Origin of the sequence: Phytoactinopolyspora limicola, from assembly GCF_011320225.1 — a bacterium.
GTDB lineage: Bacteria > Actinomycetota > Actinomycetes > Jiangellales > Jiangellaceae > Phytoactinopolyspora > Phytoactinopolyspora limicola.
Window position 1 is genome coordinate 50011 of the sequence record NZ_JAAOEN010000016.1, and the last position, 25984, is coordinate 75994.

The 25984-nt window shown below is 68.2% G+C and carries 23 protein-coding genes; 14 read left to right on the forward strand and 9 right to left on the reverse strand.

Annotated features, from left to right (window positions below):
• Positions 1-56 precede the first annotated feature (56 nt).
• Positions 57-617, reverse strand: a complete 561-nt coding sequence (locus G8760_RS24560) for a hypothetical protein (protein WP_166355486.1) — start codon at positions 615-617, stop codon at positions 57-59.
• Between the two features lie 128 nt (positions 618-745).
• On the opposite strand from G8760_RS24560, the gene G8760_RS24565 reads away from it, so the two are divergent.
• Genes G8760_RS24565 through G8760_RS24580 form a run of 4 tightly spaced genes read left to right on the forward strand, consistent with a single transcriptional unit; the run spans position 746 to position 3219 of the window.
• Positions 746-1138, forward strand: a complete 393-nt coding sequence (locus G8760_RS24565; RefSeq protein ID WP_166355487.1) for a nuclear transport factor 2 family protein — start codon at positions 746-748, stop codon at positions 1136-1138.
• A 10-nt stretch (positions 1139-1148) separates the two neighbouring features.
• Positions 1149-1733, forward strand: coding sequence for a GNAT family N-acetyltransferase (locus G8760_RS24570; RefSeq protein ID WP_207782686.1), 585 nt, complete (start codon positions 1149-1151; stop codon positions 1731-1733).
• A gap of 54 nt (positions 1734-1787) precedes the next feature.
• Positions 1788-2570 (forward strand): arsenate reductase/protein-tyrosine-phosphatase family protein, encoded by a 783-nt coding sequence (locus G8760_RS24575; protein ID WP_166355488.1) that lies wholly within the window; start codon positions 1788-1790, stop codon positions 2568-2570.
• On the forward strand, positions 2563-3219 hold the full coding sequence (locus tag G8760_RS24580; RefSeq protein ID WP_166355489.1) for an arsenate reductase ArsC: 657 nt from the start codon (positions 2563-2565) through the stop codon (positions 3217-3219). The genes G8760_RS24575 and G8760_RS24580 overlap by 8 nt, the downstream gene beginning before the upstream one ends.
• 44 nt (positions 3220-3263) lie before the next feature.
• Here the strand turns inward: G8760_RS24580 and G8760_RS24585 are convergent, their stop codons facing one another.
• A complete protein-coding gene (locus G8760_RS24585) occupies positions 3264-4022 on the reverse strand; it encodes an alpha/beta hydrolase (protein ID WP_166355490.1) in 759 nt (252 codons plus the stop codon).
• 250 nt (positions 4023-4272) lie between these two features.
• The gene (locus tag G8760_RS24590) at positions 4273-4944 is read right to left on the reverse strand and encodes a TetR/AcrR family transcriptional regulator (RefSeq protein ID WP_166355447.1); all 672 of its coding nucleotides are present in this window, start codon (positions 4942-4944) and stop codon (positions 4273-4275) included.
• Positions 4945-5070: 126 nt separating this feature from the next.
• On the opposite strand from G8760_RS24590, the gene G8760_RS24595 reads away from it, so the two are divergent.
• The 4 genes from G8760_RS24595 (at position 5071) to G8760_RS24610 (ending at position 11878) form a co-directional block, all read left to right on the forward strand.
• Positions 5071-6081, forward strand: a complete 1011-nt coding sequence (locus tag G8760_RS24595) for a uroporphyrinogen decarboxylase/cobalamine-independent methonine synthase family protein (RefSeq protein WP_207782687.1) — start codon at positions 5071-5073, stop codon at positions 6079-6081.
• Positions 6006-8414, forward strand: coding sequence for an NAD-dependent DNA ligase LigA (gene ligA / locus G8760_RS24600; protein WP_425502376.1), 2409 nt, complete (start codon positions 6006-6008; stop codon positions 8412-8414). The genes G8760_RS24595 and ligA overlap by 76 nt, the downstream gene beginning before the upstream one ends.
• 62 nt (positions 8415-8476) lie before the next feature.
• Entirely contained in the window at positions 8477-9601 is a 1125-nt protein-coding gene (locus tag G8760_RS24605; protein ID WP_207782688.1) for a CapA family protein, read from the forward strand.
• A gap of 114 nt (positions 9602-9715) precedes the next feature.
• The gene (locus G8760_RS24610) at positions 9716-11878 is read left to right on the forward strand and encodes a RecQ family ATP-dependent DNA helicase (protein ID WP_166355493.1); all 2163 of its coding nucleotides are present in this window, start codon (positions 9716-9718) and stop codon (positions 11876-11878) included.
• 43 nt (positions 11879-11921) lie between these two features.
• Here G8760_RS24610 and G8760_RS24615 read toward each other — a convergent pair whose 3' ends face one another.
• The 6 genes from G8760_RS24615 to G8760_RS24640 all read right to left on the reverse strand — a co-directional run bounded on the left by G8760_RS24615 (position 11922) and on the right by G8760_RS24640 (position 19146).
• Positions 11922-13379: an FGGY family carbohydrate kinase gene (locus G8760_RS24615; RefSeq protein ID WP_207782689.1), complete on the reverse strand. Its 1458-nt coding sequence runs from the start codon at positions 13377-13379 to the stop codon at positions 11922-11924.
• A gap of 9 nt (positions 13380-13388) precedes the next feature.
• Entirely contained in the window at positions 13389-14078 is a 690-nt protein-coding gene (locus G8760_RS24620; protein ID WP_207782690.1) for an ACT domain-containing protein, read from the reverse strand.
• Positions 14079-14198: 120 nt separating this feature from the next.
• Complete coding sequence (locus G8760_RS24625) at positions 14199-14846, reverse strand: response regulator transcription factor (RefSeq protein WP_166355494.1); 648 nt, start codon at positions 14844-14846, stop codon at positions 14199-14201.
• Positions 14847-14967: 121 nt separating this feature from the next.
• On the reverse strand, positions 14968-16056 hold the full coding sequence (locus tag G8760_RS24630; protein WP_166355495.1) for a type IV toxin-antitoxin system AbiEi family antitoxin domain-containing protein: 1089 nt from the start codon (positions 16054-16056) through the stop codon (positions 14968-14970).
• Between the two features lie 262 nt (positions 16057-16318).
• Positions 16319-17671 carry a sensor histidine kinase gene (locus G8760_RS24635; protein ID WP_246222677.1) on the reverse strand — a complete coding sequence of 451 codons (1353 nt, stop codon included), beginning with the start codon at positions 17669-17671 and terminating at the stop codon, positions 16319-16321.
• A 5-nt stretch (positions 17672-17676) separates the two neighbouring features.
• A complete protein-coding gene (locus G8760_RS24640; protein WP_166355496.1) occupies positions 17677-19146 on the reverse strand; it encodes an acyltransferase family protein in 1470 nt (489 codons plus the stop codon).
• A gap of 228 nt (positions 19147-19374) precedes the next feature.
• On the opposite strand from G8760_RS24640, the gene gatC reads away from it, so the two are divergent.
• From gatC to G8760_RS24670, 6 genes are all read left to right on the forward strand, one after another.
• On the forward strand, positions 19375-19674 hold the full coding sequence (gene gatC / locus G8760_RS24645; protein WP_166355497.1) for an Asp-tRNA(Asn)/Glu-tRNA(Gln) amidotransferase subunit GatC: 300 nt from the start codon (positions 19375-19377) through the stop codon (positions 19672-19674).
• Positions 19671-21206: an Asp-tRNA(Asn)/Glu-tRNA(Gln) amidotransferase subunit GatA gene (gene gatA / locus G8760_RS24650; RefSeq protein ID WP_166355498.1), complete on the forward strand. Its 1536-nt coding sequence runs from the start codon at positions 19671-19673 to the stop codon at positions 21204-21206. Before gatC ends, gatA begins: the two co-directional genes overlap by 4 nt.
• Before the next feature lie 94 nt (positions 21207-21300).
• Complete coding sequence (locus G8760_RS24655) at positions 21301-21519, forward strand: hypothetical protein (protein WP_166355499.1); 219 nt, start codon at positions 21301-21303, stop codon at positions 21517-21519.
• A complete protein-coding gene (gatB, locus tag G8760_RS24660; protein ID WP_166355500.1) occupies positions 21519-23033 on the forward strand; it encodes an Asp-tRNA(Asn)/Glu-tRNA(Gln) amidotransferase subunit GatB in 1515 nt (504 codons plus the stop codon). The genes G8760_RS24655 and gatB overlap by 1 nt, the downstream gene beginning before the upstream one ends.
• 405 nt (positions 23034-23438) lie before the next feature.
• Entirely contained in the window at positions 23439-24998 is a 1560-nt protein-coding gene (locus G8760_RS30000; protein ID WP_207782692.1) for a hypothetical protein, read from the forward strand.
• Positions 24999-25116: 118 nt separating this feature from the next.
• The gene (locus G8760_RS24670; protein WP_166355501.1) at positions 25117-25929 is read left to right on the forward strand and encodes a M50 family metallopeptidase; all 813 of its coding nucleotides are present in this window, start codon (positions 25117-25119) and stop codon (positions 25927-25929) included.
• Positions 25930-25984 lie beyond the last annotated feature (55 nt).

Here is a 25984-nt window from a genome sequence, read left to right on the forward strand (position 1 = left end):
GGCCGGATGCCGGCTGCGCAACGACGAATGTCGCCCGTGCCAGGGGAGCGCCGGCGCTACTGGTCGTAGTCGCAGGCAGCGTCGAGCTTGTCGAAGTAGCTGTCCCAAGCCGCTGAATAGCCGGGCCGCACGATGGGGTTGTTCGGGTCGGTGAGAGTGTAGCCGCGGGCCTCGTTGATCAGGGCGTGAACGTAGCGCAGCTCCGGATGGAACTCGTCCGGTAGATCGCTGATCATCTCATCGATCTGCGCGTTGGCCTCGTCGATGTCGAAGCCCTCCTCGTCGGCGAAGATCGCTAGCGGAAGTGACGCCACGGCACCGGCGGTGACGCTGAGTTCCAGGCAGCGCTGTGCGTCGAAACCGAGCTGCGACAACGCATCCCAGTCGACGTCGTCGAAGTCCGGTGTGTCGTCGCTGGGTTCGTCGGTGTCACTCGGCTCGGTGTCGTCATCGATGTCGTCCGCTGGGTCGTCGTCGGCTGGCTGGTCGTCGTCGTTGTCGCTGTCCTCCGCGGAGGTGTCGTCGGACGTGGCCGTGGGTTCGTCGTCGTCACCGCCACAGGCGGTCACGGCCAGGGCGGCGGCTGCGAGTACGGCGGCCAGACGTCGAATGGACATGGATGGTTGATCCCCCTCGAATCGGAATGCGGACCCTCCTGGTCCGCGGCGCGAGTATTCTTGCCGAGTGTTGCGCGTGACACAACCGGCCGGCGACTCTGTCGGTGCCGTGCGGCAGGGTAGTGCGCATGAGCGATCTCAACGCAGCCGCGGTGTTGCGTCAGCTGTGGGAGCTGATCGACGTCCAGGACTGGGACGGCCTCAGTGCTGTTCTCGATCCCGACGTGCACGTGTTGTACGTCCATACCGGGGAGAGACTCGACCGAGCCGGCTATGTCCGGCTCAACCGCGAGTACCCCGGGTCATGGCGCGCGGAGATTCTCGACCTAGTAGCCACGGCCGATCGTGTGGTGAGCCACGTCCGGGTCACTGACGCGGGTCGTGAATTCCACGTCGCATCGTTCGGCACGGTGCGCAGCGGGCGGCTCGTCGAGTTGGTCGAAGTGTGGACGGAGGGCCAGCAACAACCTCCTGGGCAGGCGCGACCGGTGGGTACCAGCCCTGACGGGGGCGTCGGATAGCGTGGCGGACGTGAACGATCAGACTGTTGCTGAGCCCAATCCATCCGCGCTGACCGGGCGCAAGGTGCGCCTACGTGAACTACGCGACGAGGACCTTCCGTACCTGTGTACATGGTGGTCGAACCCCAGTCAGTCGGTGTTTCAGACCACCGATGCCCCCACACCCCGGCCGTCGTCGGAGTTGATTCCGATGTTCCGGGACTGGAGCAAGAACGACGGCACTCGGTGGGGATTCTCGGTCGAGGCGAAGGAGGACGGAGCCTTCGTCGGGCACGTCACGCTCTTCGGGCCGAATGTCAAGGACAGGTGCGCCACCTTCGCCATCGTCATCGGCCCTGAACACCAAGACCGTGGGTACGGTTCCGACGCTACTCGGCTGATGGTGTCGTATGGGTTCGCGGAGCTCGGCTTGCACCGGATCGAGTTGCAGGTCTTCGCCTACAATCCCCGCGCCCTCGCCGCGTACCGCAAGGCCGGGTTCATCGAAGAAGGCCGGCGGCGCTCGTCGGTTTACCGCAACGGTGCCTGGCATGACGATATCTACATGGGTTTGCTCCGGGACGAATGGGAGGCACAGCAGGGCAACGTCGCCTAACCGGTCAGCCCGGGTGGTTGACACGAAGCGAATATCTCATCGACCATTGAGTCAATGGACATTGAGAAGTCGCTCGCGCGGCGGGCGGCGCTGTATGCGGCCCTAGGTGAGCCGGCTCGGCTGGCCATCGTCGATGCCCTGGTGCCTGGCGATGCGGCGCCCGGTGAGCTTGCTGGCCGGCTCGGCCTTGGGTCCAACCTGCTGGCCCATCACCTCAAGGTTTTGGAGGCGGCCGGTGTGGTGCGCCGGACGCGGTCCGAGGGCGACCGACGTCGTACTTATGTGACGTTGGAACCGGACGCGATGATGCTGGTCGGCGGGGGCCGGTGGCTGGCCGCCGAGCCGCGGGTGGTGTCGCGGGTGGTCTTCGTCTGTACCCGTAACTCCGCTCGATCACAACTGGCGACGGCGCTGTGGTCACGGTGTGGTGGCATACCGGCCGTCTCCGCTGGCACTCGTCCGGCCGCTCAGGTGCATCCCGGTGCGGTGGCCGTCGCCCGTCGGCATGGGGTCGAGCTGAAGGCTACCCGCCCCCGCCATGTCGACCAGGTGGCGCGGGAAGGAGACCTGGTGGTGGCCGTGTGCGATTCCGCGCATGAGGAACTGCGGGAGGTGTCGCGGCTGCATTGGTCGGTGCCCGACCCCATCCGCGTCGGCACCGATGCCGCATTCGACGGTGTACTGCGGCAGCTGGACGAACGGATCACCCGGCTGGCGGGCCTGATCGACTCCGGGCTGATTCAAGCCGGCGCGGAGGCCCGCCCGGACGAGATCGACTCCGGCCGCATCGGCCGGGTGTCCAGCACTCCGATCCGAGCTGGAGGAACAGATGGCTGAGGACACGTCGAGCGGCCGGCTGGTCGTCGACATCGAACACACCCTTGACGTCGCTGCCCAGCGGCTAAGCCGGGAGTTTCGGGGGGTGCTGTCCGAGGAGACTGTCCGCCGGTTCCTCGACTCCAGCTTCGAGCAGTTCGCGTCGACGGCGAGTATTCCGGACTATGTGCCCCTGATGACGGAGCGCTTCGCCCGACAGCGCCTGTACGCGCTGACGAAGGTGGAAGGCGCCGCGGGCGGCCAGCCGGTTGTGCTGTTCCTGTGTGTGCACAACGCGGGGCGTTCGCAGATGGCACTCGGTTTCTTCGAGCATCTCGCGGGCGGGCAGGCCGTGGCCTGGTCCGGTGGATCCGAGCCGGGGTCCGCGGTCAATCCTGTCGCGATCGAGGCGATGGCCGAACGGGGCATCGACATCAGTCGAGAGTTCCCGAAGCCGTGGACTGACGAGGTGGTTCGGGCCGCGGACGTGGTCGTCACCATGGGCTGCGGGGATGCGTGCCCGGTGTTCCCCGGCAAGCGGTACGAAGACTGGGAGCTGGCCGACCCGGCCGGCCAGGACCTCGCGGCCATCCGGCCGATCCGGGACGAGGTCGAGCGGCGTGTCCGCGACCTGCTCACCTCCCTCGCCGTCCCCCTCCCCCTCCCATGATCATTGGCTTTTGACTACCGGATCCGGTAGTCAAAAGCCAATGATCATGGGAGGGGGGTTGTTAGGTAGTCGGTGGCGAGTTTGATGACACCGGTGTCGAGCAAGATGCGCTGGTGTCCGAGTCCCTCGGTGGTCACCAGGTCGGTCTCGGGCCAGATCGCCGCCAGCCGAGCGCCGTCGTCATAGGGGGCTTCCTTGTCGTCGCGGTCGTGGATGATCATGGCCGGGGGGAGGTCGTCGTCGCTGGTGACGGTGAACGCGTTGAAGTCGCCCAGTGGCCGTGCGGCGAGCCTGGACAGCCGCTCGTAGAGGAACCGCCGGGTACGCGGTCCGTATCCGAGGGTGGCCTCCAGGGTGTCGAGGGTCGCGATCGGGTCCGGGCTGGGGGCGACGAACACCAGACGAGTGGCGGTCAGGCCGTCCCGGATCGCCATCGTGGTGGTGGCACAGCCCATCGAGTGTGCGACGAGCCCGTCCGGGTGACCGTATTCGCCGACCACAGCGGTCAGGGCGGTGCTGAAGTCGATCCCGGTAGCCCGGCCCGCCCCAACCATCCCTGGTGACGAGTCGCCATGACTGGGGACGTCGAACGACACCACCCGGCAGCCGGCCTCGATGAGTGGGTTCACGAATGCGCCCAGTTGGCCCCGCCAGCCTCCCCAGCCATGGACGAGGTACACCGTCGGACCCGCGGTCGCGGATGCTGTTGGGGTGGATGCGTCGTTCGACGTCGAGTCGATGACCGAGGTGGGTGTCGGCACCCAGGTCTCCACGGCGATGGTGGTGCCGTCGGGGAGCTTCACCGAGGTCCGCGTTCCGGGGAATGGACGATTGTCCTGCCGGCGTCCACGGTTGGAAGGCAGAGTGCACCAGAGGCGTAGACTCCACCGCCCGGCCACGCGCGGCGCGACGCGTTCGAGTACCGAGAACGCGGCGCGGATGGCGATCAATCGACGGCTGTTCTTAGTACGAACGATCGTGCTTTTTTGGGATACGGCGGAGACGGTCATGACGGTCCTTCCGGAATAGCGCAGGGGCGCCGAGTCGGGTGGGTCAGGTCTGGTGGTGACGTGATGGGATCCGGACGGCATCGAGTAGTACCTCGAACGCGCGCCTTGCTCGGGCTTCGGCGGATTGGTCGTTCAGGAGTCGGTGAGAGTGATAAAAGGCGAGCATGACGCCGTTGAGATCATGAGTGAACTGGTAGGGGTCGGCGTCGGCCCGGAAATGGCGCTCGGTAATGCCGGTTCGGAAGACCTGTGCGATAGTGTCGTCCAGATCACGATGATCTTGAACGAGTTGGTCGCGGACCGGCCCTGGCTGCTCGTCGAGCTCGGTGGCCGCCTTGACGAACAGGCATCCGCCGGGCTGGCGGACAATCCCACACTCAAGCCAATTCTCGAAGAGAGCGCGGACTCTGGGTTCGCCGCGCCGTTCGGCCAGGGTCGGCCGGATGACGGTATCGATGAAATCGGAGCGCGCCGCATCGAGGACGGCCAACTGGAGCCCTTCCTTCGACCGGAAATGAGCGAACAAGCCGCTCTTGGACATGCCGCTGACCAGGGCGAGATGGCCGATGCTCAACCCGTTGAGTCCGACCTCGTAGGCGGTCTGGACACCATGGTGGAGGATGATCCGTCGAGTCTCGGCGCCTTTGGAGCCCGAGGCGTCGCCAGGTTCGCCGGCTCGAATCTTCCGGCCACCAGACGACTGGATCTTACTCACGTGGCTCACGATAGCACGCTCGTTCGTTTCAGCAATGGCCGCATCGACCGGCCCCGGGTGTTCGGCCCGGCGCCGCTGCGAGGATACGTGGGGTCTCGCCGGCACCGGCATGGGAAGCTGGGACGCGTGGATTTCCCCTGGAGACCGGCCGTCGCCTCTGGTGTCGGCTCGCTGCCCTACGAGGACCGGGACGAGGCGGCCAGGGTCGTCCTCGGTGAGCTCCCCGAGTTTCCTCACGTCCCTGAACTCCCGTGGCGCGGCGCGGGGTCGGAGATCGTGGGCCGCACCGCCGCGCTCCTCGTCGACTTACACGTCGACCTCCAACCGTCGGGATGGCGTCTCGTCGACCGCGGGGGCTTCGACGAACGTCAGGCGCGTTCCGCGCTACGGGCCGATCTCGACGCCATGGAGATCGCCGCCCACGGTTATGCCGGACCGCTGAAGCTACAGGTGGGTGGTCCGTTGACGCTGGCCGCGACGCTGCAACGCACTCGGGGTGACCGGGCCGTAGCCGACCACGGCGCCCGGCGCGACCTCGCGGAATCGTTGGCCGAGGGGGTCGCCGGTCACGTGGCCGACCTGGCCAAACGGATCCCAGGTGCCAGTCTGGTCGTCCAGCTCGACGAGCCCAGCCTGCCTGCCGTGCTCGCCGGTGAGATCCCCACCATCAGCGGCTTCGGTCGCCTGCGTGCGGTGCGGAACGACGAGGCGGAGACCCTGCTGCGCGCGGTGATCGACGCCGTCGACGCACCGGTTGTGGTCCACTGTTGCGCCGCGCGGCTGCCCGCGTCGCTGGTCCACCGGGCCGGCGCCGTCGCGGTTGCGCTGGACATCACCCTCGTCGACGGTGAATACGTCACCGATCTGGCCCAGGCGGTGGACGCCGGCCTCGGGTTGTGGCCTGGAATCGTGCCGTCGTTGGAACCCGAAACGCCACCGGCCGATCGCGAGTTGGCGCAGCGGATGGTGGGCCTGTGTCGCAGACTGGACCAAGACCCGGCCCAGATGGCGCCGCGGATGGTGGTCACGCCGACCTGTGGCTTGGCGGGCTCGGGGGTGCCTTGGGCGCGACATGCGTACCGGCTGGCCCGCGAGACGGCCCGCACCTTCGCGGACATTGTCGGTGTGGAGCAGTAACGTCTGTACCTGTGAGCACCGAACCCGTTGATCTGGCCGACGTTCCGGCGGACGTCCGTGACCGGCATGTCACGCTGGCGGAGGAGATCGAGAACCACCGGCACCGGTACTACATCCAGGACAGCCCCACCATCACCGATGGTGAGTTCGACGCGCTGGTCCAGGAGCTGGAGCGGATCGAGGATCAGTTCCCGGTGCTGCGCACGCCGGATTCTCCGACTCAGAAGGTCGGCGCCCCGGTCGCCGAACCGGGTGCCGTCGCCGAGGGTTCGTGGCCGCCTATCGACCACCTGGAGCGGATGCTCAGCCTGGACAACGCCTTTACCTTCGACGAGCTCACCGAGTGGGCCAGCCGGGTAGAGCGAGATGTCGGCGATGGCACCCGCTATCTGTGTGAGCCAAAGATCGACGGTTTGGCCGTTGACCTCGTGTATCGCAACGGACAGCTGAGTACGCTGGCTACCCGTGGTGACGGTCGCACCGGTGAGAACGTGACGTTCAACGCCCAGTTCGCCGACGCCATCCCGAAGGAGCTCACTGCCTCGCGGCGTTATCCGTTGCCCGAGGTGGTGGAGATCCGGGGGGAGATGGTGTTTCCCGCCGCGGCGTTCGAGGCGATCAACGCCGAGCGTGGCCGCCTCGGGCTGCCGCTGTTCGCCAACGCGCGTAACTCTGGTGCGGGGGTGCTCCGACAACGTCTGGACCGGCGGCAGGAGAGGCTCGAGGCCGCGCGGGAGCGGGCCGCCGCGGCGGGTGGCGAAGGCCGTGCCCAGCTCGCGTTGGAGCGGCTGGAAGAGGAATTCGACCGGGCCCGGCGCATGTTGTCGTCGCTCATCCTCATCTGCCATGGGCTTGGGCAGCGAAGTGGGTTCGAGGTCGAACATCAATCGCAGGCGTACGACGCGCTGAAGGCGTGGGGGCTGCCGGTCAACCAGCGGGTCCGCGTCGTCGACCACCTCGACGCGGTGCGTGAGTACATCGCGTACTACGGCGAGCACCGCCACGACGTCGAGTATGAGCTCGACGGGGTGGTGGTCAAGGTCGATCAAGTGGTGTTGCAGCGCCGGCTCGGCTCTACGTCGCGGGCGCCGCGATGGGCTATCGCCTACAAATACCCGCCGGAAGAGGTCACCACCAAGCTCCTGGACATCAAGGTCAGTCTCGGCCGCACCGGCCGGGTCACCCCGTACGGCGTGATGGAGCCGGTCAAGGTAGCGGGCTCCACGGTCGAGAACGCGACGCTGCACAACGCCTCCGAGGTGGAGCGCAAAGGGGTGCTGATCGGCGACACCGTGGTGCTGCGCAAGGCTGGTGATGTCATCCCGGAGATCCTCGGCCCGGTGCGCGAGCTGCGCGACGGCAGCGAACGGGCTTTCGTGATGCCCACCCAGTGCCCGTCGTGTGGTACCACGCTCGCGCCGGCCAAGGAGGGTGACGTCGACATCCGTTGCCCCAACACCCGCTCCTGCCCGGCTCAGCTGGTCGAGCGGATCTTCTACCTGGCCGGCCGGGGTGGATTCGACATCGAGGCACTGGGGTACGAGGGTGCGCAGGCGCTCACCGCACCCGATGCCCCGGAACACCCGCCGGTCGGCGACGAAGGTGATCTGTTCCTGCTGACCATCGACGATCTCCGCGACGTCATGATCCGCCGTGATGTCCGCCGCAAGGGCGAAGCCACCGGCGAAACCGAGCTGGTGCCGTACTTCTACACCAAGGAGGCACCGGGTAAGCCGTCGGTGCCCACCAAGAACACCGAGCGGCTCTTCGAACAGCTGGAGAAGGCCAAACAGCAGCCGCTATGGCGGGTACTGGTATCGCTGTCCATCCGGCATGTCGGCCCTACCGCGGCGCGAGCGCTGGCCACGGCGCTGGGCTCGATGGAGCGGATCGAGAACGCGACGGAAGCGGAGTTGGCTGCCGTCGACGGAGTGGGCCCCACTATCGCTGCCTCGATCATCGAGTGGTTCCAGGTGGACTGGCACCGGGAGGTCGTTCGCAAGTGGCGCGAGGCCGGTGTGCGGATGGAGGACGAACGAGACGAGTCGGTGCCGCGCACGCTGGAGGGTCTGACGGTGGTGGTCACCGGCTCGCTCGAAGGTTTCTCCCGGGACGAGGCGAAGGAGGCGATCCTCATCCGAGGCGGCAAGGCGTCGGGTTCGGTGTCGAAGAAGACGTCGTACGTCGTCGCCGGGGAGAACGCCGGATCCAAGCACGAGAAGGCGGTACAGCTTGGCGTCCCGGTGCTCGACGAGGCGGGGTTTCGAGTGCTCCTCGATGGTGGACCAGATGCGGCGGCCACCCATGTCCAGCCAGCGGCGGAGCAGCCTTAGAACGCGCGGGTTCTCAACCTGGATCCTCGCGTCGACGTGGGTGTTGCGCTTACGGTGGAGACGTGGGTGACCGGCACCTGCTGATGTTCTTCTGCGGTGACGTCATGATGGGCCGTGGAGTAGACCAGATTCTGCCCAATGCCGGCGATCCGCAGCTGATGGAGCCGTTCATGCGAGACGCGCGGGCCTACGTCGATCTCGCCGAAAAGGTCAGTGGTCCCATCCAGGCCCCAGTGGCTTTCGAATGGCCCTGGGGTGACGTCCTGCCGCTGCTCGACGGGCTGGCGCCACACCTGCGGGTGATGAACCTCGAGACGACCATCACCCGCAGTGCGACGTTCGACCCCAACAAGTCGGTGCACTATCGGATGAGCCCGGGCAACGTCGCCGCCCTGGCCGCCGCCCGGCCCGACGTCTGTGTACTGGCCAACAACCACGTCCTCGACTTCGGCCAGGCTGGTCTGGTCGAGACGTTGGACGTCTTGGACCGCGCGGGTCTGGCGACGGTGGGTGCCGGCCTTGACCTCGACTCGGCAACCAGGCCGTCGGTGCTGACCACCCGGGCCGGCGGCCGGGTCGCCGTGTTGTCGTTCGGCGCACGATCCAGCGGAATCCCACCCGACTGGCGGGCCGGGCCGGGGCGGCCTGGTGTGGTCACCGGGGATCTTCGCGGTAGTGCGGCTGCGGCGCTCATCGACCGCATCGCTTCGGTCAAGCGCGCCGGGATGGTGGTCGTGGTATCGGTGCACTGGGGTGGCAACTGGGGGTACGACGTTCCCGCGGAGCAGACGGACTTCGCCCGCCGGATGATCGACGCGGGCGCCGACGTGGTGCACGGGCACTCGTCGCACCATCCTCGCCCCGTCGGGGTCTATCGAGGCCGGATGATCTTGTACGGCTGTGGCGACCTGATCAACGACTACGAGGGGATCAGCGGCCACGAAGAGTATCGCGACGAGTTGCGTTTGCTGTACCTGGCCCGGATCGAGGCGAGCACCGGTGCATTGGTGCGGCTGTGGATGTTGCCCATGCGGTCGCGCCGGATGCGGCTGGAACGGGCCGCCGGCGCCGACATAGCCTGGCTGGCGTCGAAACTCGACGAGGTCAGCGCCGACCACGGTGCGGGTGTCGCGATCTCCACCGTGCGGGCCCCCGGTGGTCCGATGCCGGCGCTGGTGCTCGTGTGATTCCCGGCGCATGGGAAGCCGGCGTCACGATCGGCGGCTGGTTCGCGTTGTCGCGTCGTGTTGTCGGGCCGTTGGGGTAACGTCGCCGACAGGCAATGGACGGGAGGTCGCCGCATGGAACAGGGCATCGTCGGCGCCACGGGTGCGCCGGCTCAGCCGTCCGATCCGGATCAAGCTCTCCGGGCCGAAGCCGAGGCGCTGCTGGGTCGGCTGGTCGGCGCCTCGGGTGCGTCGTTCCGGGACGGTCAATGGGACGCGGTCCGAGACCTCGTCGCCCACCGCCGCCGGGTGCTGGTGGTCCAGCGCACCGGGTGGGGCAAGTCGGCGGTGTACTTCGTCGCCACTGGACTGCTGCGGGCGCGCGGGCTCGGCCCCACCGTCATCGTCTCGCCGTTGCTTGCCTTGATGCGGGACCAGGTCGCGGCCGCCGAGCGGGCCGGCATCCGGGCGGTCACCATCAATTCCTCGAATGCCGACGAGTGGGGTGAGGTCGCCAAGGCATTGGCCGAAGACGCCGTCGACGTGTTGCTGGTGAGCCCGGAGCGGCTGAACAACCCACGCTTCCGGGAGGAGCAGCTACCGGCGCTGGCCAGTGGCGCAGGGTTGATCGTCGTCGACGAGGCGCATTGTGTCTCCGACTGGGGGCACGATTTCCGGCCCGACTACCGGCGTATCCGCGACCTGCTCGACACCCTGGCCACCGGTACACCGGTCCTCGCCACCACCGCGACGGCTAACGCCCGGGTGGTCGCCGACGTCGCCGAGCAGTTGGGCAGTGGCGGCGCCGAGGTGCGGACGCTGCGCGGTTCACTCGCCCGCGACAGCCTGCGGCTCGGCGTGTTGCGCCTGCCGGCGTCCGACCAGCGGCTCGGCTGGCTGATCGCCCACTTGACCGAGCTGCCTGGGAGCGGCATCGTCTACGCGCTGACGGTCTCGGCCGCGGAAGACACCGCGGCCCTGTTGCGTGAGGCCGGCCACGACGTCCGCGCCTACACGGGCCGCACCGACCCGGCCGAGCGGATCGAGGCCGAGCGTGCGTTGCTGCACAACGAGGTCAAGGCCCTCGTGGCTACCAGTGCGCTGGGTATGGGGTTCGACAAACCGGACCTCGGATTCGTGGTGCACCTCGGCGCGCCGCCGTCGCCAGTGGCGTATTACCAGCAGGTGGGCCGCGCCGGGCGGGCTACCGAGCGGGCCGACGTGTTGTTGCTGCCCGGCGAGCAAGACAAAGACATCTGGCATTACTTCGCCACCGTGTCGATGCCGCGGCCGGAGCAGGCTGAGGCGGTCATCGCGGCGCTGGGTGAGGCTGGGCAGCCTATGTCGACGGCGGCTCTGGAGACGGTTGCCGACGTGCGGCGGACCCGGCTGGAGCTGCTGCTCAAGGTGCTCGATGTCGATGGCGCGGTGCGGCGGGTACGTGGCGGTTGGGAGGCCACCGGCCAACCATGGGTGTATGACGCCGAGCGTTACGCCCGTGTCGCGGCCGCCCGCGAACACGAGGCCGATCTGATGCTGGCCTACCAGCGCGGCGACCGATGCCGGATGGCGTTCCTGCAGGAGGTCTTGGACGACCCCGAGGCGGCCGACTGCGGCCGGTGCGATGTGTGCGCCGGTGCGTGGTACGAGTCGTCGGTTCCCGACGACGCCCGGGCCAGCGCCCGCGTCACGTTGCAGCGCGCCGGGGTGCCGATCGAACCGCGGGCGCAATGGCCAACCGGTATGGACCGGCTCGGCATCGACGCCCGGGGCAAGATCGGCGAGGCGGATCGGGTCGAGCCCGGCCGCGCGGTCGCCCGGCTCACCGACCTCGGATGGGGGCAACGCCTGCGCGAGCTTCTGGGGTCCCCGGACGCGCCGGCGGACGAGGCGCTGTTGGCTGCCTGCGTCGATGTTCTGCGGGTGTGGGACTGGGAGCGGCGTCCGCACGCGGTGGCCTGGCTGCCGTCACGTACCCGTTCGCAACTCATTCAGTCCGTGGCCGGGCACTTGGCGTCCGTCGGCCGGCTAGCCGATCTGGGCCCCTTGCAGGTGGCGCCTGGCGGACCCGACGGTGAACCGGGCGGCAACAGCGCGTTCCGACTGGCTGACGTTTGGGGCCGCTGGACCGCGGACGACACCATGCGCGCCACCCTGGCCGAACTCGATCCGGAGCCGGTGGTTCTGCTCGTGGACGACCTCATCGACTCCCGCTGGACCATCACTGTCGCGGGCCGTGCTCTGCGGCAGACCGGAGCCGGACAGGTGCTGCCGTTCGCCTTGGCGGTCGCGGGCTGAACAAGGGTCGGTTCGTCATGTCAACAACGGTCGTGCGACCGGGTTACATCTCCGCCGCCGCCCGGCGTCGGTCCCACAGTTCGGCCGCGGCCAGGAGAGCGGGTGTCGGGGCGGGTTCGAGTTCCGCGTCTGTCGACCGCCGTGGTTGTGGGTGTTCACCGACGCCGCTGGCTGCGAGTATTGCCGCGCCGGTCGCCGAGGCGCTGCGGACGTCGATCCGCCGGACCGGGCGGGAGAGTATGTCGGCGGCCATGGCGGACAGTAGCGGCGCGCGCCACCCACCACCGCTGAGGGTGACCGTTGCGGCGTCGTCGGTTCCATCGATGCCGAGCAGGTCGAACGCATGCCGGATCGAGAACAACACGCCCTCGATCGCAGCCCGGGCTAGGTCCGCACGGGTCGTGGTGGTGCCTGCTCCGAGCCAGCCCCCGTGGCTGGTGGGGGAGGCAACAGCTCCGCGCTCACCGGTGAGGAACGGCAGGAACGACACCCCACCGGCACCGGCGGAGGCCTCAGCGGCGGTTGATACCAGCTCCGCCCACGTCAGCCCGAGCACCTCGGCGGCCCATTCGAGTGCCAACCCACCGTTCTGCAGCGCCGCCATCGCGTACCAGGAGTCACCGGCGTCGGCGTACAGATGTACTGACCGATCCCGACGCCCCGCGGCGGGGGAGGCCCGGACGGACAGAACCTGTGCGCCCGTCCCAAAGTTGATCAAGATGTCGGCCGGCTGACGAGCACCGAGGGCGAGCAATGCGGCCGCTGTGTCGCCAGCTCCGGTAACGACGGGGACGTCCGTCGAGGCACCGGCCACCAGCCGGCCCAGCCAGCCGGTTCGGCCCACCACCTCGGCGCTGGGCGCCACGGCGGGCAGCAGCCGGGCCGGTACTCCGACCGCTGCGCATACCCCGCTGGCCCAGGTGTCGTCGAAGAGGTCCCAGAGCAGGGTGGCCGACGCGTCGCTGCGCTCGGTGACCGCACGTGCGGCCACCGGCTCGTCCAGCAGGCTGGCCCGCACGGCATCCTTGACCGGTAGCGCCACCGCCGCCCTGTTCACGACGTCCGGGTGGTGTTCGGCGAGCCAGGCCAGGATCGGCCCGGTCATCCCCGGCACGATGGGGTTGGCCAGCCGGTCCCGGTCGGTGGATGGCAGTTCGTGCCACCGCTGCGCCTCCGCCGCGGCACGCCGGTCCGGCCACAGGATGGCTGGCGCCACCGCGGTGCCGGTGTCGTCGCACAACACCACGCCATGCATCTGCCCGGCGATGCCGATGGCGGCGACGTCGACGTGGGCCAAATCCGCCCCGATGCGCGTTGCCGCTGATGCTGCCGCGGCTGTCCAGGTGTGCGGGTCAGTCTCCGCGTGTCCGGGGGCGGGGGTCAGCACGGTGTACGGTTCTTCCGCCGCGACCAACGTGTGTCCGTCGAGCCCGAGCAGCACCAGCTTGAGACCGCTGGTGCCGACATCGAGCCCCAGATAGGCGACCGGGCGGGGTATCACCGGTGCCGCCTATGCGGGTGCGGTCGGCCGGGTGCCGTTGCGAATCACGCTGGCCAGCGCAGCAAGGTGGGTGAGCCGAGCCAGCTCGGAGTCTAGGATGCCTGGTCCACCGTCGCGGCCCAGGACGATGGCCCGGGTAGGAACTTCCAGCGGGGTGCCGACGGCGACGACGTCGTGCCACGAATCGGGTGCCCAGCCGTCGTCCGTGTGGATCCGGGCGGGACCCGGCATCGGTAGCCATGGCACGACCTGCCCCAACGACTCCGGCGCGCCGCCCGCCGTCCGTTCAACCACGAGCCGTCCGTTGTCCTGCGACACCAGTAATGCCCAGCCCGACCGGAAGACTCCGGGCACGAGATCCACCAGGGTGTCCGCCGCGTGATGGGGGTCGGCCGTCATCGCCTCTACGGCCTCGAGGTCGCGGTGCAGATGGGCGCCTGGACTGTAATGGCCGACGAACTCGACGGTGACATCGGCCACCGACCGGCACGCACTCACCAGGGAGTCCGGCAACCGGCCAGGTGGCAGGTCGACGAGGAAATCGTCGACCGCCTGTCCACCGGAGCGGTGTTCAACGACGTCGACGCCCACGATGTCGCCACCGGCGGCACCGATGGCGGAAGCAACCGCCCCGAGTGAGCCCGGTGCGTCGGGGAGAACCACACGTAGCAGGTACGACACTAGAGAAGATCCTGTCACTCGACGACGTCAGTCATATTTCTACCCGTAAACTCCAGCACTCGACGCAGCTTCGGGGCACGCGCAACCGAGGTGAGACGAAACCTGCCCCATCCGGCAACAATCACCCGGCCGGGAGAGTCACTGGCCCGACTTCAGCCAGGCTAGGACCGCCAGGACGCGTCGGTGTCCGTCGTCGGATGGATGCAGCCCAAGCTTGGTGAGGATGGACGAGATGTGTTTTTCGACGGCGCCCTCGGTGACCACCAGGCTGCGGGCGATCGCCGAGTTGGTGCGCCCCTCGGCCATGAGCCCCAACACGTCGCGTTCTCTGGGGGTGAGCTTCTCCAGTGGGTCGCGCCGGCGCTGCGCGAACAGCTGCGCAACAACCTCGGGGTCCAGCACGGTGCCACCGGCGGCGATGCGCTCCAGGGCATCGGACAGCTCCTCCAAGTTCGATACTCGGTCCTTGAGGAGATACCCGACGCCGCCGGCGCCGTCGGCGAGCAGGTCCGAGGCGTAGGACTCCTCGACGTACTGGGACAAGACCAGCACTCCGGTGCCGGGCACCCGGGTGCGGGCCTCGATGGCGGCGCGCAGGCCTTCGTCGGTGAAACTCGGCGGCATCCGGACGTCGACGATGGCGACGTCCGGCTGGTGGTCGACCACGGATCGCACCAGCTCAATTCCGTCGCCGACGGCCTCCACCACCTCCGCTCCGGCCTCGCCGAGGAGGCGGACAAGGCCTTCCCGAAGCAACAGGGAGTCTTCGGCCAACACGATTCGCACGGCTCATAGCTTGCCACGTGCGGGGACCCCTATACGCACTCCGCTACCGCCAGATGGCGTTGAGGCCCGGATTCGGCTGTTAACGCCATCTGGCGGTAGCGGAGTGCGGACGTAGTGTGCATCAGCGACGGTCGCGCCACCAGCCCGGCGGCAGAGCCACCGTCGTTGGCAGCGGGCTGGGCCAGTCCGTCGGCCCAGGCTCTACCGGGCCGACTCCGGGAACGTGTTTCCACCACCGGATCGGGGTGACCCGCGCCGGGTTGTCCTGAAGGAGACGCCGGAATCGGGCGCTGAGTTCGTCGCGCTGGAAAGCCGCCATGCCGAAGTCGTATCTGGCGAGGTCGAGGCCTAGGCGTCGGAGCCGCCATTCGCGCTCCTTCTCACGGGTGACGATCACGGCGGCATCGGGGCGGTTGTTGTACTTGAGGGCGCCGTCCGCCTCGTAGGCGGCGAAGTGAAAAGGCCACAGCCCGTCGACGCGATGCTCAGGTCCATCGACGCCAACCCACGCATTGGACACCGGCCGAGGTAATCCGCCGGCGATCGCGGCGAACCGGCCCAGCGTTTCGACCGGGCTCTCCGCCAGTGGATCGGCATGTTCGGCCACCCACCGGGCGCGAGTAACCCCCGGCCAGCGCGTCATGTCGTTGGTGGCCGAGGTGATGTCGCCACCTCGCCGGGCTACCGCGTCGGCGACCACCAGGGCGGCGGGCAGCGCCGAGGTCACCCCGACCGTCGCTGCGGCCCACTCCTGGCTGACCAGGCGGGTGCGTCCATGCAGCCGCCGATGTTCAGCGGGTAACCGGTGGGTGCGCACCCGTCCGTACGCGGCGATCTTCGACCCGCGTCCACGGCTGCGACCGCCGGACCGAGGACGTACGGCCACCGGCTCACTCGGCGGTGGCCCCAGGGTCGGCAGCTGCCAGGCTGCTACCGCTGACCACTCCGTGAGGTAGGCGCCCGGGCCAAGCGACACGACGAAGGCGCGAGCGAGGAGGTCGTGCCGTGCCCAGCCATCCAGCCGGTCGAGCAGCTCCGGCGACGTATAGACCCCCTCGGCGACTCGGACGAGCAGGCGGGCCCTAGCCAGTTCGTGCAGGCGCTCGGGGCGGACTCCGACATCCCGCGCCGTGTCGATGTCGATCAGCCCGGCGCACTGGTGAATGAGAGTGGCGATGGCGGAGGGAAGGTGAGTGAGTCGGCGACGCATGACTGTCGACGATCCGCGTTCCGCGGCCGTGTTTGAAGGGGGCCGAGACGGATTGTGGACAACTCGGCGAGATTGGTCGGCTGTTCTGTGGATAACCGCGGTCGGCCACGCCCCACTTCGCTACCGCCAGATGGCGTTAAAGCCTGAATTCGGCCCTTAACGCCATCTGGCGGTAGCGAAGTGCGGGGAGGGGAGGGTGCCGGTGGGGTGCGGGGAGGGGAGGGCGCCGGTGGGGTGCGGGGAGGGGAGGGTGCCGGCGGTGCTAGCGGATCGGGATGTCGGCGGTGATGACGGTGCCGCCGGCGGGTGGGCTGTCGACGCTGAGCTGTCCGTCCACTCCGGCCAGCCGATCGGCCAGACCAGCCAACCCGTGGCCTTTGCCGAGGTGTGCGCCCCCGCGGCCGTTGTCGGCGACGCGGACACACAACACTCGGGAGGCGATGAACACGTTGACCTCGCAGCTGCTCGCCTCGCTGTGTTTGGCGACGTTGGTGAGCGCCTCGGTGACGACGAAGTACGCGGCGTTCTCCACCGCGGTGGGCAACCGCTCTTCGTCGGCGAGGTCGACGTCCAGCGTCGTGGGGATCGGGCATCGGCCGGCCGCCGCCGCTAGCGCTGCCGGAAGTCCTCGATCGGTCAGGATGGGGGGTGCGATGCCGCGGGACAGTGCCCGCAGTTCGGTGAGCGCTTCCTGGGTCTGTTGTAGTGCGCCTTCGACGAGGGGTGCGGCCGCTTCGGGGTCGTCGCCGAGGCGGCGTTGCGCCGACTGTAGGTCCATGGTGAGCCGGACGAGCCGCTGCTGGGGGCCGTCGTGGATGTCGCGCTCCACCCGCCGCAGGGTGTCGGCCTCGGCTTGGACGACGGCTTGCCGGCTGCGGGTAAGTTCTTCGGCCCGGGCTCGCCAGGCAGCGTGTTCGTTGGTCAGGATCGCCCAGGCCAGCGACGCCTCGATGGTGGCGAGCGCGCGGATGACGTAGGGGAGGGTGACCAGGAAAATCACCCCGAGGGTGGTCTGGAAGACGACGTCGGCGATGAACGAGTCCCAGCCGGTGATGAGTTCGACGAGGCTCTCATCGTCGTCGCTCTGAGGCAGTGACCACGCCCAGAGGGGATAGGTGACCATGAGTGAAGCAGCCGACCAGGCGATGGTGAACGACCACGTGAAACACCGGATCGGCAGGATGAGCAGGCCGTGCAAGAAATCCCGCCACAGCTGCGGGTCGCGCAAATACCCGGCGATGCGGGAGAATCCCGCCGCGTTCGGAGTGCGGTAGTGGGCCGGCCAGACCCGGTGGCCCTCCATGATGCCGACCCGGCTGCGTTCGGCGGCGGCGAATCCACGGGCCGTGAGCAGCGTCATCATGAGGATCACGATGCCGAGCAGGGCCAGCGGGATCAGCCCGATGCCGAGCCAGAAGCCGGTCATCAGGGTGACGAAGGAACCGATCGCGATGGGCAATCCGGGGAGGAGGTACAGCAGGTCGCGTCCGACCTGACCCCAGCCGGCGCGGGGTCGGCGAGGCCGGCCCATCTGGCCCGGGCGGCGGTCGGTCGAGGCGTCGACACCCGGGGCCCAGGAACCGTCGCTGATGTGGGGGTCGGTGGGACCGTACATCGTGTTCACACTCCTACCTTCTCGCGTTGGGTGACGTGGGGCGAGCCGGCTGCCCGGTTTGTGGGGGGTGGGGATAGCCCCACCGTGGCCGGCACGGTGCCGGTCCGCACGGGCCGTGGCCCCTGGGTGGGTGGTGTCCGCGTCGGCCACATCACGATCGCGGCGCCGGCCAGGATGGCCAGGGAGGCGGCGAAGGGGCCAGCGGGATGGGTGGTGAGCTCAGGTGTGAAACCGTTCGCGGCCAGGGCCAGCAGCCCGAGGCCGAGCAGCACGACCGCCAGACCGATCAACGCGGGCCGCCGGGCCGGGCCGGTCCGAGCGGTGCGCTCGACGCGGGAGAAGGCGGCGATCATAACCGCGAGCACTGCGAGCAGCGACCCGAGCCAGATCGGCATGGCCTCGCGCCACTCGGCGCTGAGGAGGGGTGGCGTAGCCCAGTCGAGACCCATGACGGCGGTCCCGGCGACGACGATGAGTGCCGGCATGTGCCAGACGTAGATGGTCATCAGCCGCGCGGACAGCCACCGGAGCCCGTTCTCCACCGGCGGGTTCGCCGTCCACCGGACGATCAGCGGACGTAATGCGGCGGCCAGGCCGAGTTGCAGGGCGGTGATGGTCAGGAGGACCACGGTGGGCGGGTTCATGTTGGATACCGGCTCGCCCGGCATCCCGATCATGCTGCCCGGGTAGGGGCCAGCGACGACGGCGACCGCGGTGGCCGCCATACCCGCGGCGGCTACCGCGAGCGCCCGGTAGCCGCGCAGCCAGTGCAGCCGGCCGGTGGCGTAGGCCATGCCGAGTTGGTACGCCGCACACCAGACGAGTAGCACGTTCAGGTAGCCCACCACGGCGGCGCCGTCGAACACGCCGAACCGGAGCAGATCGACGACCCCGGCGGCGACCGCCAACCCGATCACCTCGATACCGCGCATCCGTTGGTGGAGCCGCAGCAGCATCGGAGCGAGGGCGGTGATTAGAACGTAGAGCGCGAGGAACCACAGGAGGCGACCGGCCAACCGGGAGGCGGAGTCTACCGGTCCGGCCGGGAGCCCCGACGCCAGCAGAAGATGTGGCAGGACCAGCCAGACCAGCACCAGCGGCACCACCGGCGCCGCCAGCCGGGTGAGCCGCTGGTGCAGCCACCGGGAGGTATCGGTGGTGGTGGGCCGGCCGAGGCTGTAGGCAGCCGCCGCGCCGCCGGCGAAGAACACCAGAGGCATCACCTGGCTGAACCACGTCACCATCCACGCACCGGGGGTGGTGAGGGCGTTGCCGGTGGTGAGTACCCCGTCGTCGTAGGAGACAGCCGGCATCAGCCAGTGCTGGGCGACGATCAGAACGATCGCGGCGACCCGGAGGACGTCGATGAACGGGTCGCGCCGGCTCGACGACCTTGGCGCGACGTCGTGTGCGGGTCGCCTGGAGGCGACGGTCGCGGGTCGCCCGGTGGTGCGGGTGTCCGGTGGTTTCAGCATGCTGTCTAGCCTTGTGAAATGCGGCTCCGCCCACATCGGTGCCAGCTGGCATCCTCGATGTCCGGGTTGCCACCGGCGCCTGGGTGGGGCTGGCCCTACCCTGCCGTAGGATCGGAGGGGTGCCGCGGATCCGGGGCCGTTGCGGATCCGGCCCGGCACAACCACGTGACCTACCGAGGTCGCCACACACCCGGAACACGAGAACCTGTACAGAGGAGCGCTAGCCCAATGCCCTCGATCAGCCGCGACGAGGTTGCGCATCTCGCGCGCCTGGCTCGCCTCGATCTTCAGTCCGACGAGGTCGACCACTTGGCCGGTCAGCTCGATCAGATCATCGACGCGGTGGGGCAGGTGGCGCAGGTTGCGGCCGACGACATCCCGCCCACCTCGCATGCGTTGCCGGTCACCAATGTTTTCCGGCCCGACGAACTGCGCCCGTGTCTGAGCGCCGAGGCAGCCCTGTCCGGGGCGCCGGAGGCCGAAGACGGCCGGTTCCGGGTCCCGCAGATCCTGGGGGAGGAGCAGTGAGCGCGCCGGAGCTGACCCGGCGCACCGCGGCCGAGCTGGCCGCGCTGGTGGCTTCCGGGGAGACCAGCGCGGTGGAGGTGACCCGAGCCCACCTCGACCGCGTCGCGGCTGTCGACACCACCGCCGACGGCGGGCCTGGTGTCCACGCCTTCTTACACGTCGCCGCCGAGGAGGCGTTGGCCGCGGCGGCCGAGGTCGACGCGCAGCGGGCGGCGGGAGAGCGGCTCGGCCCGCTGGCCGGCGTCCCGCTGGCGTTGAAAGACGTCATCACGACCGCGGACATGCCCACCACCGCTGGTTCGCGCATCCTTGAAGGTTGGCGTCCGCCGTATGACGCCACGGTCGCTCGCGCGCTGCGGGCGGCCGGGCTCGTCATCTTGGGCAAAACCAACCTCGATGAGTTCGCCATGGGTTCGTCCACGGAGAACTCGGCGTTCGGCCCTACCCGCAACCCGTGGGATCTCACCCGGATCCCCGGGGGTTCTGGTGGTGGTTCGGCGGCGGCGCTGGCGTCGTTCCAGGCCCCGCTGGCCATCGGCACCGACACCGGCGGCTCCATCCGCCAACCGGCGGCTGTCACCGGCACGGTCGGGGTCAAACCCACCTACGGCGGAGTGAGCCGGTATGGGCTGATCGCGTGCGCGTCGAGCCTGGATCAGGCTGGCCCGTGTGCGCGGAATGTGCTGGACACCGCACTCCTGCACAGTGTCATCGCTGGGCACGACCCTTTGGATTCCACCAGCATCGACCAGCCGGTGCCCGACGTCGTGGGTGCCGCGCGCCGGGGCGCCGACGGAGACCTCAGCGGGCTGCGGGTCGGGGTCGTCAAAGAACTGGGCGGTGAGGGATACCAGCCCGGTGTCGAGGCCCGGTTCCACGAAGCCGTCGAGTTGCTCGGCAAGCTGGGCGCCGATGTCGTCGAGGTGTCCTGCCCGCACTTCGAGTACGCGTTGCCGGCGTACTACCTGATTCTCCCCAGCGAGGTCTCGTCCAACCTGGCCCGGTTCGACGCCATGCGCTACGGGTTGCGAGTGGGCGACGACGGCACCCGCAGCGCCGAAGAGGTCATGACCATGACCCGCGGCGCCGGGTTCGGTGCCGAGGCGAAGCGGCGGATCATCCTGGGCACGTATGCCCTTTCGTCGGGGTATTACGACGCGTACTACGGCCAGGCGCAGAAGGTACGCACGTTGGTCGCGCGTGACTTCGCGGCGGCGTTCGAGCAGGTCGATGTGCTGGTGTCACCCACCACGCCCACGACGGCCTTCCCCCTCGGGGAGAAGGTGGACGACCCCCTGGCCATGTACAAGAACGACCTGTGCACCATCCCCAGCAACCTCGCGGGCAACGCCTCGGCGTCGTTCCCGTGTGGACTCGCCGACGAGGACGGGCTGCCGGTAGGGCTGCACGTCATGGCTCCGGTGCTGGGTGACGATCGCCTATACCGGGTGGGTGCGGCCGTGGAGCAGGCGTTGGTGGCGGAGTGGGGCGGACCCCTGCTCGACCAAGCCCCGGCCTGGGAAACGTCGTGAGGTGCCGTCCCGGTCAGCGTGGTCCGTTGTATGTCACGATGGCCACGGTGGTCCGTTCGCGACCCGTCAGCCGCGCACACGAGGTGAACCCGTCATGAACGCCAAACACATCATCAAGCTCGCTACCCAGGCTTTCGCCGTCGTCGGCGCCGTTCGGGCGTTCGCGAAGGCCCGGCATGAGGGCGACAAGCTGAAGATGCTCGATGCGGGCCTCGCCGGGGCGTCCATCGTGGTCACGGTTGCGATCGTGGTTCGCGAGGTACGAGCCGGCGACACCACGTCTCGTGTCGTCGAACTCGAGGATGCCTCCTGATGCCGACCATCACCACCCTGCCTAGTTTCGACGCCGCCATCAACCGGTTCGACCCGGTCATGGGCATGGAGGTGCACGTCGAACTCGGCACCACCACCAAGATGTTCTGCGGGTGCTCCACTGAGTTCGGCGCCGAGCCGAACGCCCAGGTGTGTCCGACGTGCCTCGGCCTACCTGGGTCGTTGCCGGTGGTCAACCGGGTGGCGGTCGAGTCGGCCATCCGGATCGGGTTGGCCTTGAACTGCCGGATCGCCGAGCACTGCCGGTTCGCGCGGAAGAATTACTTCTATCCGGACATGCCGAAGAACTTCCAGGTCTCCCAGTACGACGAGCCGATCGCGTTCGACGGCTGGACCGACGTGACCGTCGACACCGACGACGGCGCCCGGGTGTTCCGGATCGGTATCGAACGTGCTCACATGGAGGAAGACACCGGCAAGTCGCTGCACGTCGGCGGGGCTACCGGTCGTATCCACGGCGCGAGCCACTCGCTGCTGGACTACAACCGCGCCGGCATCCCCCTGATCGAGATCGTCACCAAGCCGATCGAGGTCCCGCCGGCACTGGCCCCAGCGGTGGCCCGGGCCTACGTCACCGAGCTGCGTGAGCTGATCCGCGCCCTCGGGGTGTCGGAGGCGCGGATGGAGCTGGGCCAGATGCGCTGCGATGCCAACGTGTCGCTGAAACCCACCGGGGCGTCGTCGTTCGGTACCCGCACCGAGACGAAGAACGTGAACTCGCTGCGGTCGGTGGAACGCGCCGTGACCTACGAGATCCGCCGCCAGGCCGCGGCCCTGGATTCGGGCACCGCGATCGTGCAGGAGACCCGGCACTGGCACGAAGACACCGGCGAAACCACCGCTGGCCGGGTCAAGGAGGAAGCCGAGGACTATCGGTACTTCCCCGAGCCGGACCTGGTGCCGGTGGCGCCGGCTCGAGACTGGGTCGAACAGCTGCGAGGCACATTGCCTGAGCCGCCGGCGGCCCGCCGGTCTCGGCTGCAGGCTGAGTGGGGTTTCACCGACCTGGAAATGCGCGATGTCGTCAACGCCGGAGCCGTTGGGCTGGTGGAGGAGACGATCGCGGCGGGTGCTGATGCGGCCGGGGCGAAGAAGTGGTGGCTGGGTGTCGTCGCCCGGACGGCCAACGAACGTGGCGCCGGGATCGACGAGGTCGGCATCACGCCGGCAGACGTCGCGCGGGTGCAGACCCTCATCGGCGAAGGCACGTTGAACGACAAGCTGGCCCGTCAAGTCGTGGAGGGTGTGCTCGCGGGTGAAGGTTCCCCGGATGAGGTCGTGACGGCTCGTGGGCTGGCTATCGTGTCGGACGATGCCGCCCTGGGCACTGCTGTCGACGGCGCCATCGCGGCCATGCCGGACGTCGCCGAGAAGATCCGTGGCGGGAACATGGGCGCCGTCGGTGCGCTGATCGGTGCGGTCATGAAGGCCACCGGCGGCCAGGCTGACGCCAAACGTGTCCGTGAGCTGATCGTGGAGCGGCTCAGCGGCTGAGTGAGCGTACGTGTCACCACGCCTCGTCGGTGTTGCCGGCGCGGCGTGGCGCCGGGCTGTCCCGGTGACCGTTGCCGGTTAGGTGTCCCGCCGGGCCGAACCGGCAACGGCAAGGTAGAACGCCGGAATTCGATACACGTGACCGGTTGATGGCGGCATGAGTGATGTGATCTCAATACTCCGGTCGTCGCCAATCGTCGGGGAATATCGGTTTTTCCTATTATCTCAACGACGCGGACAGTGATTCACAAACCCACCTTAAATGGGCATGTATTACCTCTCCTAACAACCTTGTTATTTCTAGTCGCGAAGTGCTTGACATGAAGTTCTGGGTGGTCGAGCCTTCTCTGTGGCGGTCGCGCGTGAGTGGGGCGCCGCCTTGTCAATGTTAGTTAAGGAGAACCTGTGAACAGAGTTCTGCGTGGCCTCGTGGCGGGTGCGGCCGGAGTAGTCGTATCCATCGCCATGGGTGCCACCGCAACAGCAGTGAACCCGGAAGGCGAGGCACAGATCCTCGTCCCCGGTGCGCTGGAACTTGATGACGTCGAATTCGATGCACCGGTCGAGGTCGACCGGCTCGACTCGGCGGACGTCGCGGCCGGACTCGATCTGCTCGACGGCCTCGGCCTGCCGGACATCAACATCGGCAATGACCTCTGCCTGCTGCCGTGGTATTGGCCGGGACCGTTCAACGTCGGGATCGAAGACCAGAGCGGGCACTACGAAGCCTGCAACGGCTCTGGGTCGTCCAGCGGCAAGGGCATCAACATCCTCAACAACGCCTGCGTCGCGCCTTGGTTGTGGCAGGGTCCGGTCAACACCGGCACCAGCGGCCAAGAGGCCTACTACGTCGTCTGCAACAACGATGTCGACTCCGCCGACGGCGGTATCAACATCCTGAACAACGCGTGTGTGTTGCCTTGGTTGTGGCAGGGTCCGTTCAACGTCTTCACCGAGGGGCAGAACGCCCACTATGTCGCGTGCAACAGCGACGGCACGGTGATGGAACTGGACGACGACACCGCGGACCGGTTCGATGACGGGACCTTCGAGGCGAAGGGTCTCAACATCGGCAACAACATCTGCGCCGCGCCGTGGTTGTGGCAGGGGCCGCTGAACCTCCTGACCGAAGGGCAGCAGGCGTACTACGAGGCCTGCAACACCGACGGAACACTTACCGCGGAAGGCGCCAACCTGCTGAACGACGCGTGTGTGGCGCCGTGGTTGTGGCAGGGGCCGTTCAACGTCCTGACCGGTGGCCAGGAGGCGTACTACGAGGCCTGCAACACCACGGGCGGATCGGCGTCCGGCTCCGGGATCAACATCCTCAACAACGCGTGTGTGCTGCCGTGGTTGTGGCAGGGGCCGGTGAACCTGCTCACCAGCGGGCAGGAGGCTTACTACTCGGCCTGCAACACGGTCCAGGAGCAGGACGTGGACGCTGATGTTGACGCGGACGTCGATGCTGATGTTGATGCGGACGTCGATGCTGATGTTGATGCGGACGTGGACGCTGATGTTGATGCGGACGTCGATGCTGATGTTGATGCGGACGTGGACGCTGATGTTGATGCGGACGTGGACGCTGATGTTGATGCGGACGTCGATGCTGATGTTGATGCGGACGTCGATGCTGATGTTGATGCGGACGTGGACGCTGATGTTGATGCGGACGTGGACGCTGATGTTGATGCGGACGTGGACGCTGATGTTGATGCGGACGTGGACGCTGATGTTGATGCGGACGTGGACGCTGATGTTGATGCGGACGTCGATGCTGATGTTGATGCGGACGTCGACGCCGACGCCGACGCTGATGCGGACGCCGATGCGGACGCCAATGGCCAGGAACTGCCCGACACCGGATCCGCACTGGCTCCGCTGGCGGGTCTTGCGCTCCTGCTTCTGGTCGCCGGCGCGCTAGCCACGTTGGCCCACCGTCGGGGCGCCCAGCTCAAGGCCTAGCAACAAGGGCACCCGCCGGGAACATCGAGGCCCGCACCTTCGGTGGTCACCAGCGAGACCCGGTCGTCTCGACGACCAGCGGAATCGCTCACGACCACCGATGGTGCGGGCCGTTGTTGTGGGGCGCGTCCGAGCGCCGTCGACCGTTGAGTACCGTGGGCGGGCCGACCCACCCGGGACGGCCCGACCTGAGGAGGCCACCGTCGACGTCTGGAACTGGCTCGCCGAGCACCGGCTGGACGAGACGTTGTTGTCGATGCCGGAGGAACAGGTTCTGGCGGTGGCGGTGATCGCCGTCGCGCTCGCCGTCCATAGGGCCACCTGGAACGTCATCGGATACCCGGTGACCATCGTGCACGAGATCGGACACGCGCTCGCCGCGGTCCTCGCCGGCTATCGCCTTCATGGCATCACCGTCAACGGTGACATGTCCGGCGCCACCAACTTCGCTGGTCGTGGCACGGTGCGGGTGTTGTGGGCTCTGTGGTGGGGTTACCCGGCACCAGCCGTACTCGGAGCCGGCCTGATGTGGGCCACCTCCCAGGGGTGGGCCCGGATCGCCCTGTGGGTGTTGGTTGCCGGAATGGGGTTGACGTTCCTGTTCTCGCGCAGTTGGCACACGGTCGGGGTGGTGCTGGCCACCGGTGTGGCGCTGGGCCTGGTGGCCTGGTTCGGCGACCCCGTGGTCCAGAACGTCGTGGTGTTCGCCTTCGCCTGGCTGTTGATCGTCGGGGCGGTGCGGGCGTGGTGGGTGGTGGCGCGCAGCCATGCGACTCGGCGCGGCGTGACGAGTTCCGACGCCTATCTCATGGCTCGCCGGCTGCGTGCTGTGCCTGCCGCGTTCTGGCTGTTCACCTTCGCCGTCGTGATCGCGGCCGCGGCCTGGTATGCGGTTGCGACGGTGTTGCCGCTGCTGCCCACGCCGGCCTAAGCGACGTTCGCCACGACGGCTATCACCGTGCCGGTCGAGGAGGCCGGGCGGCCCG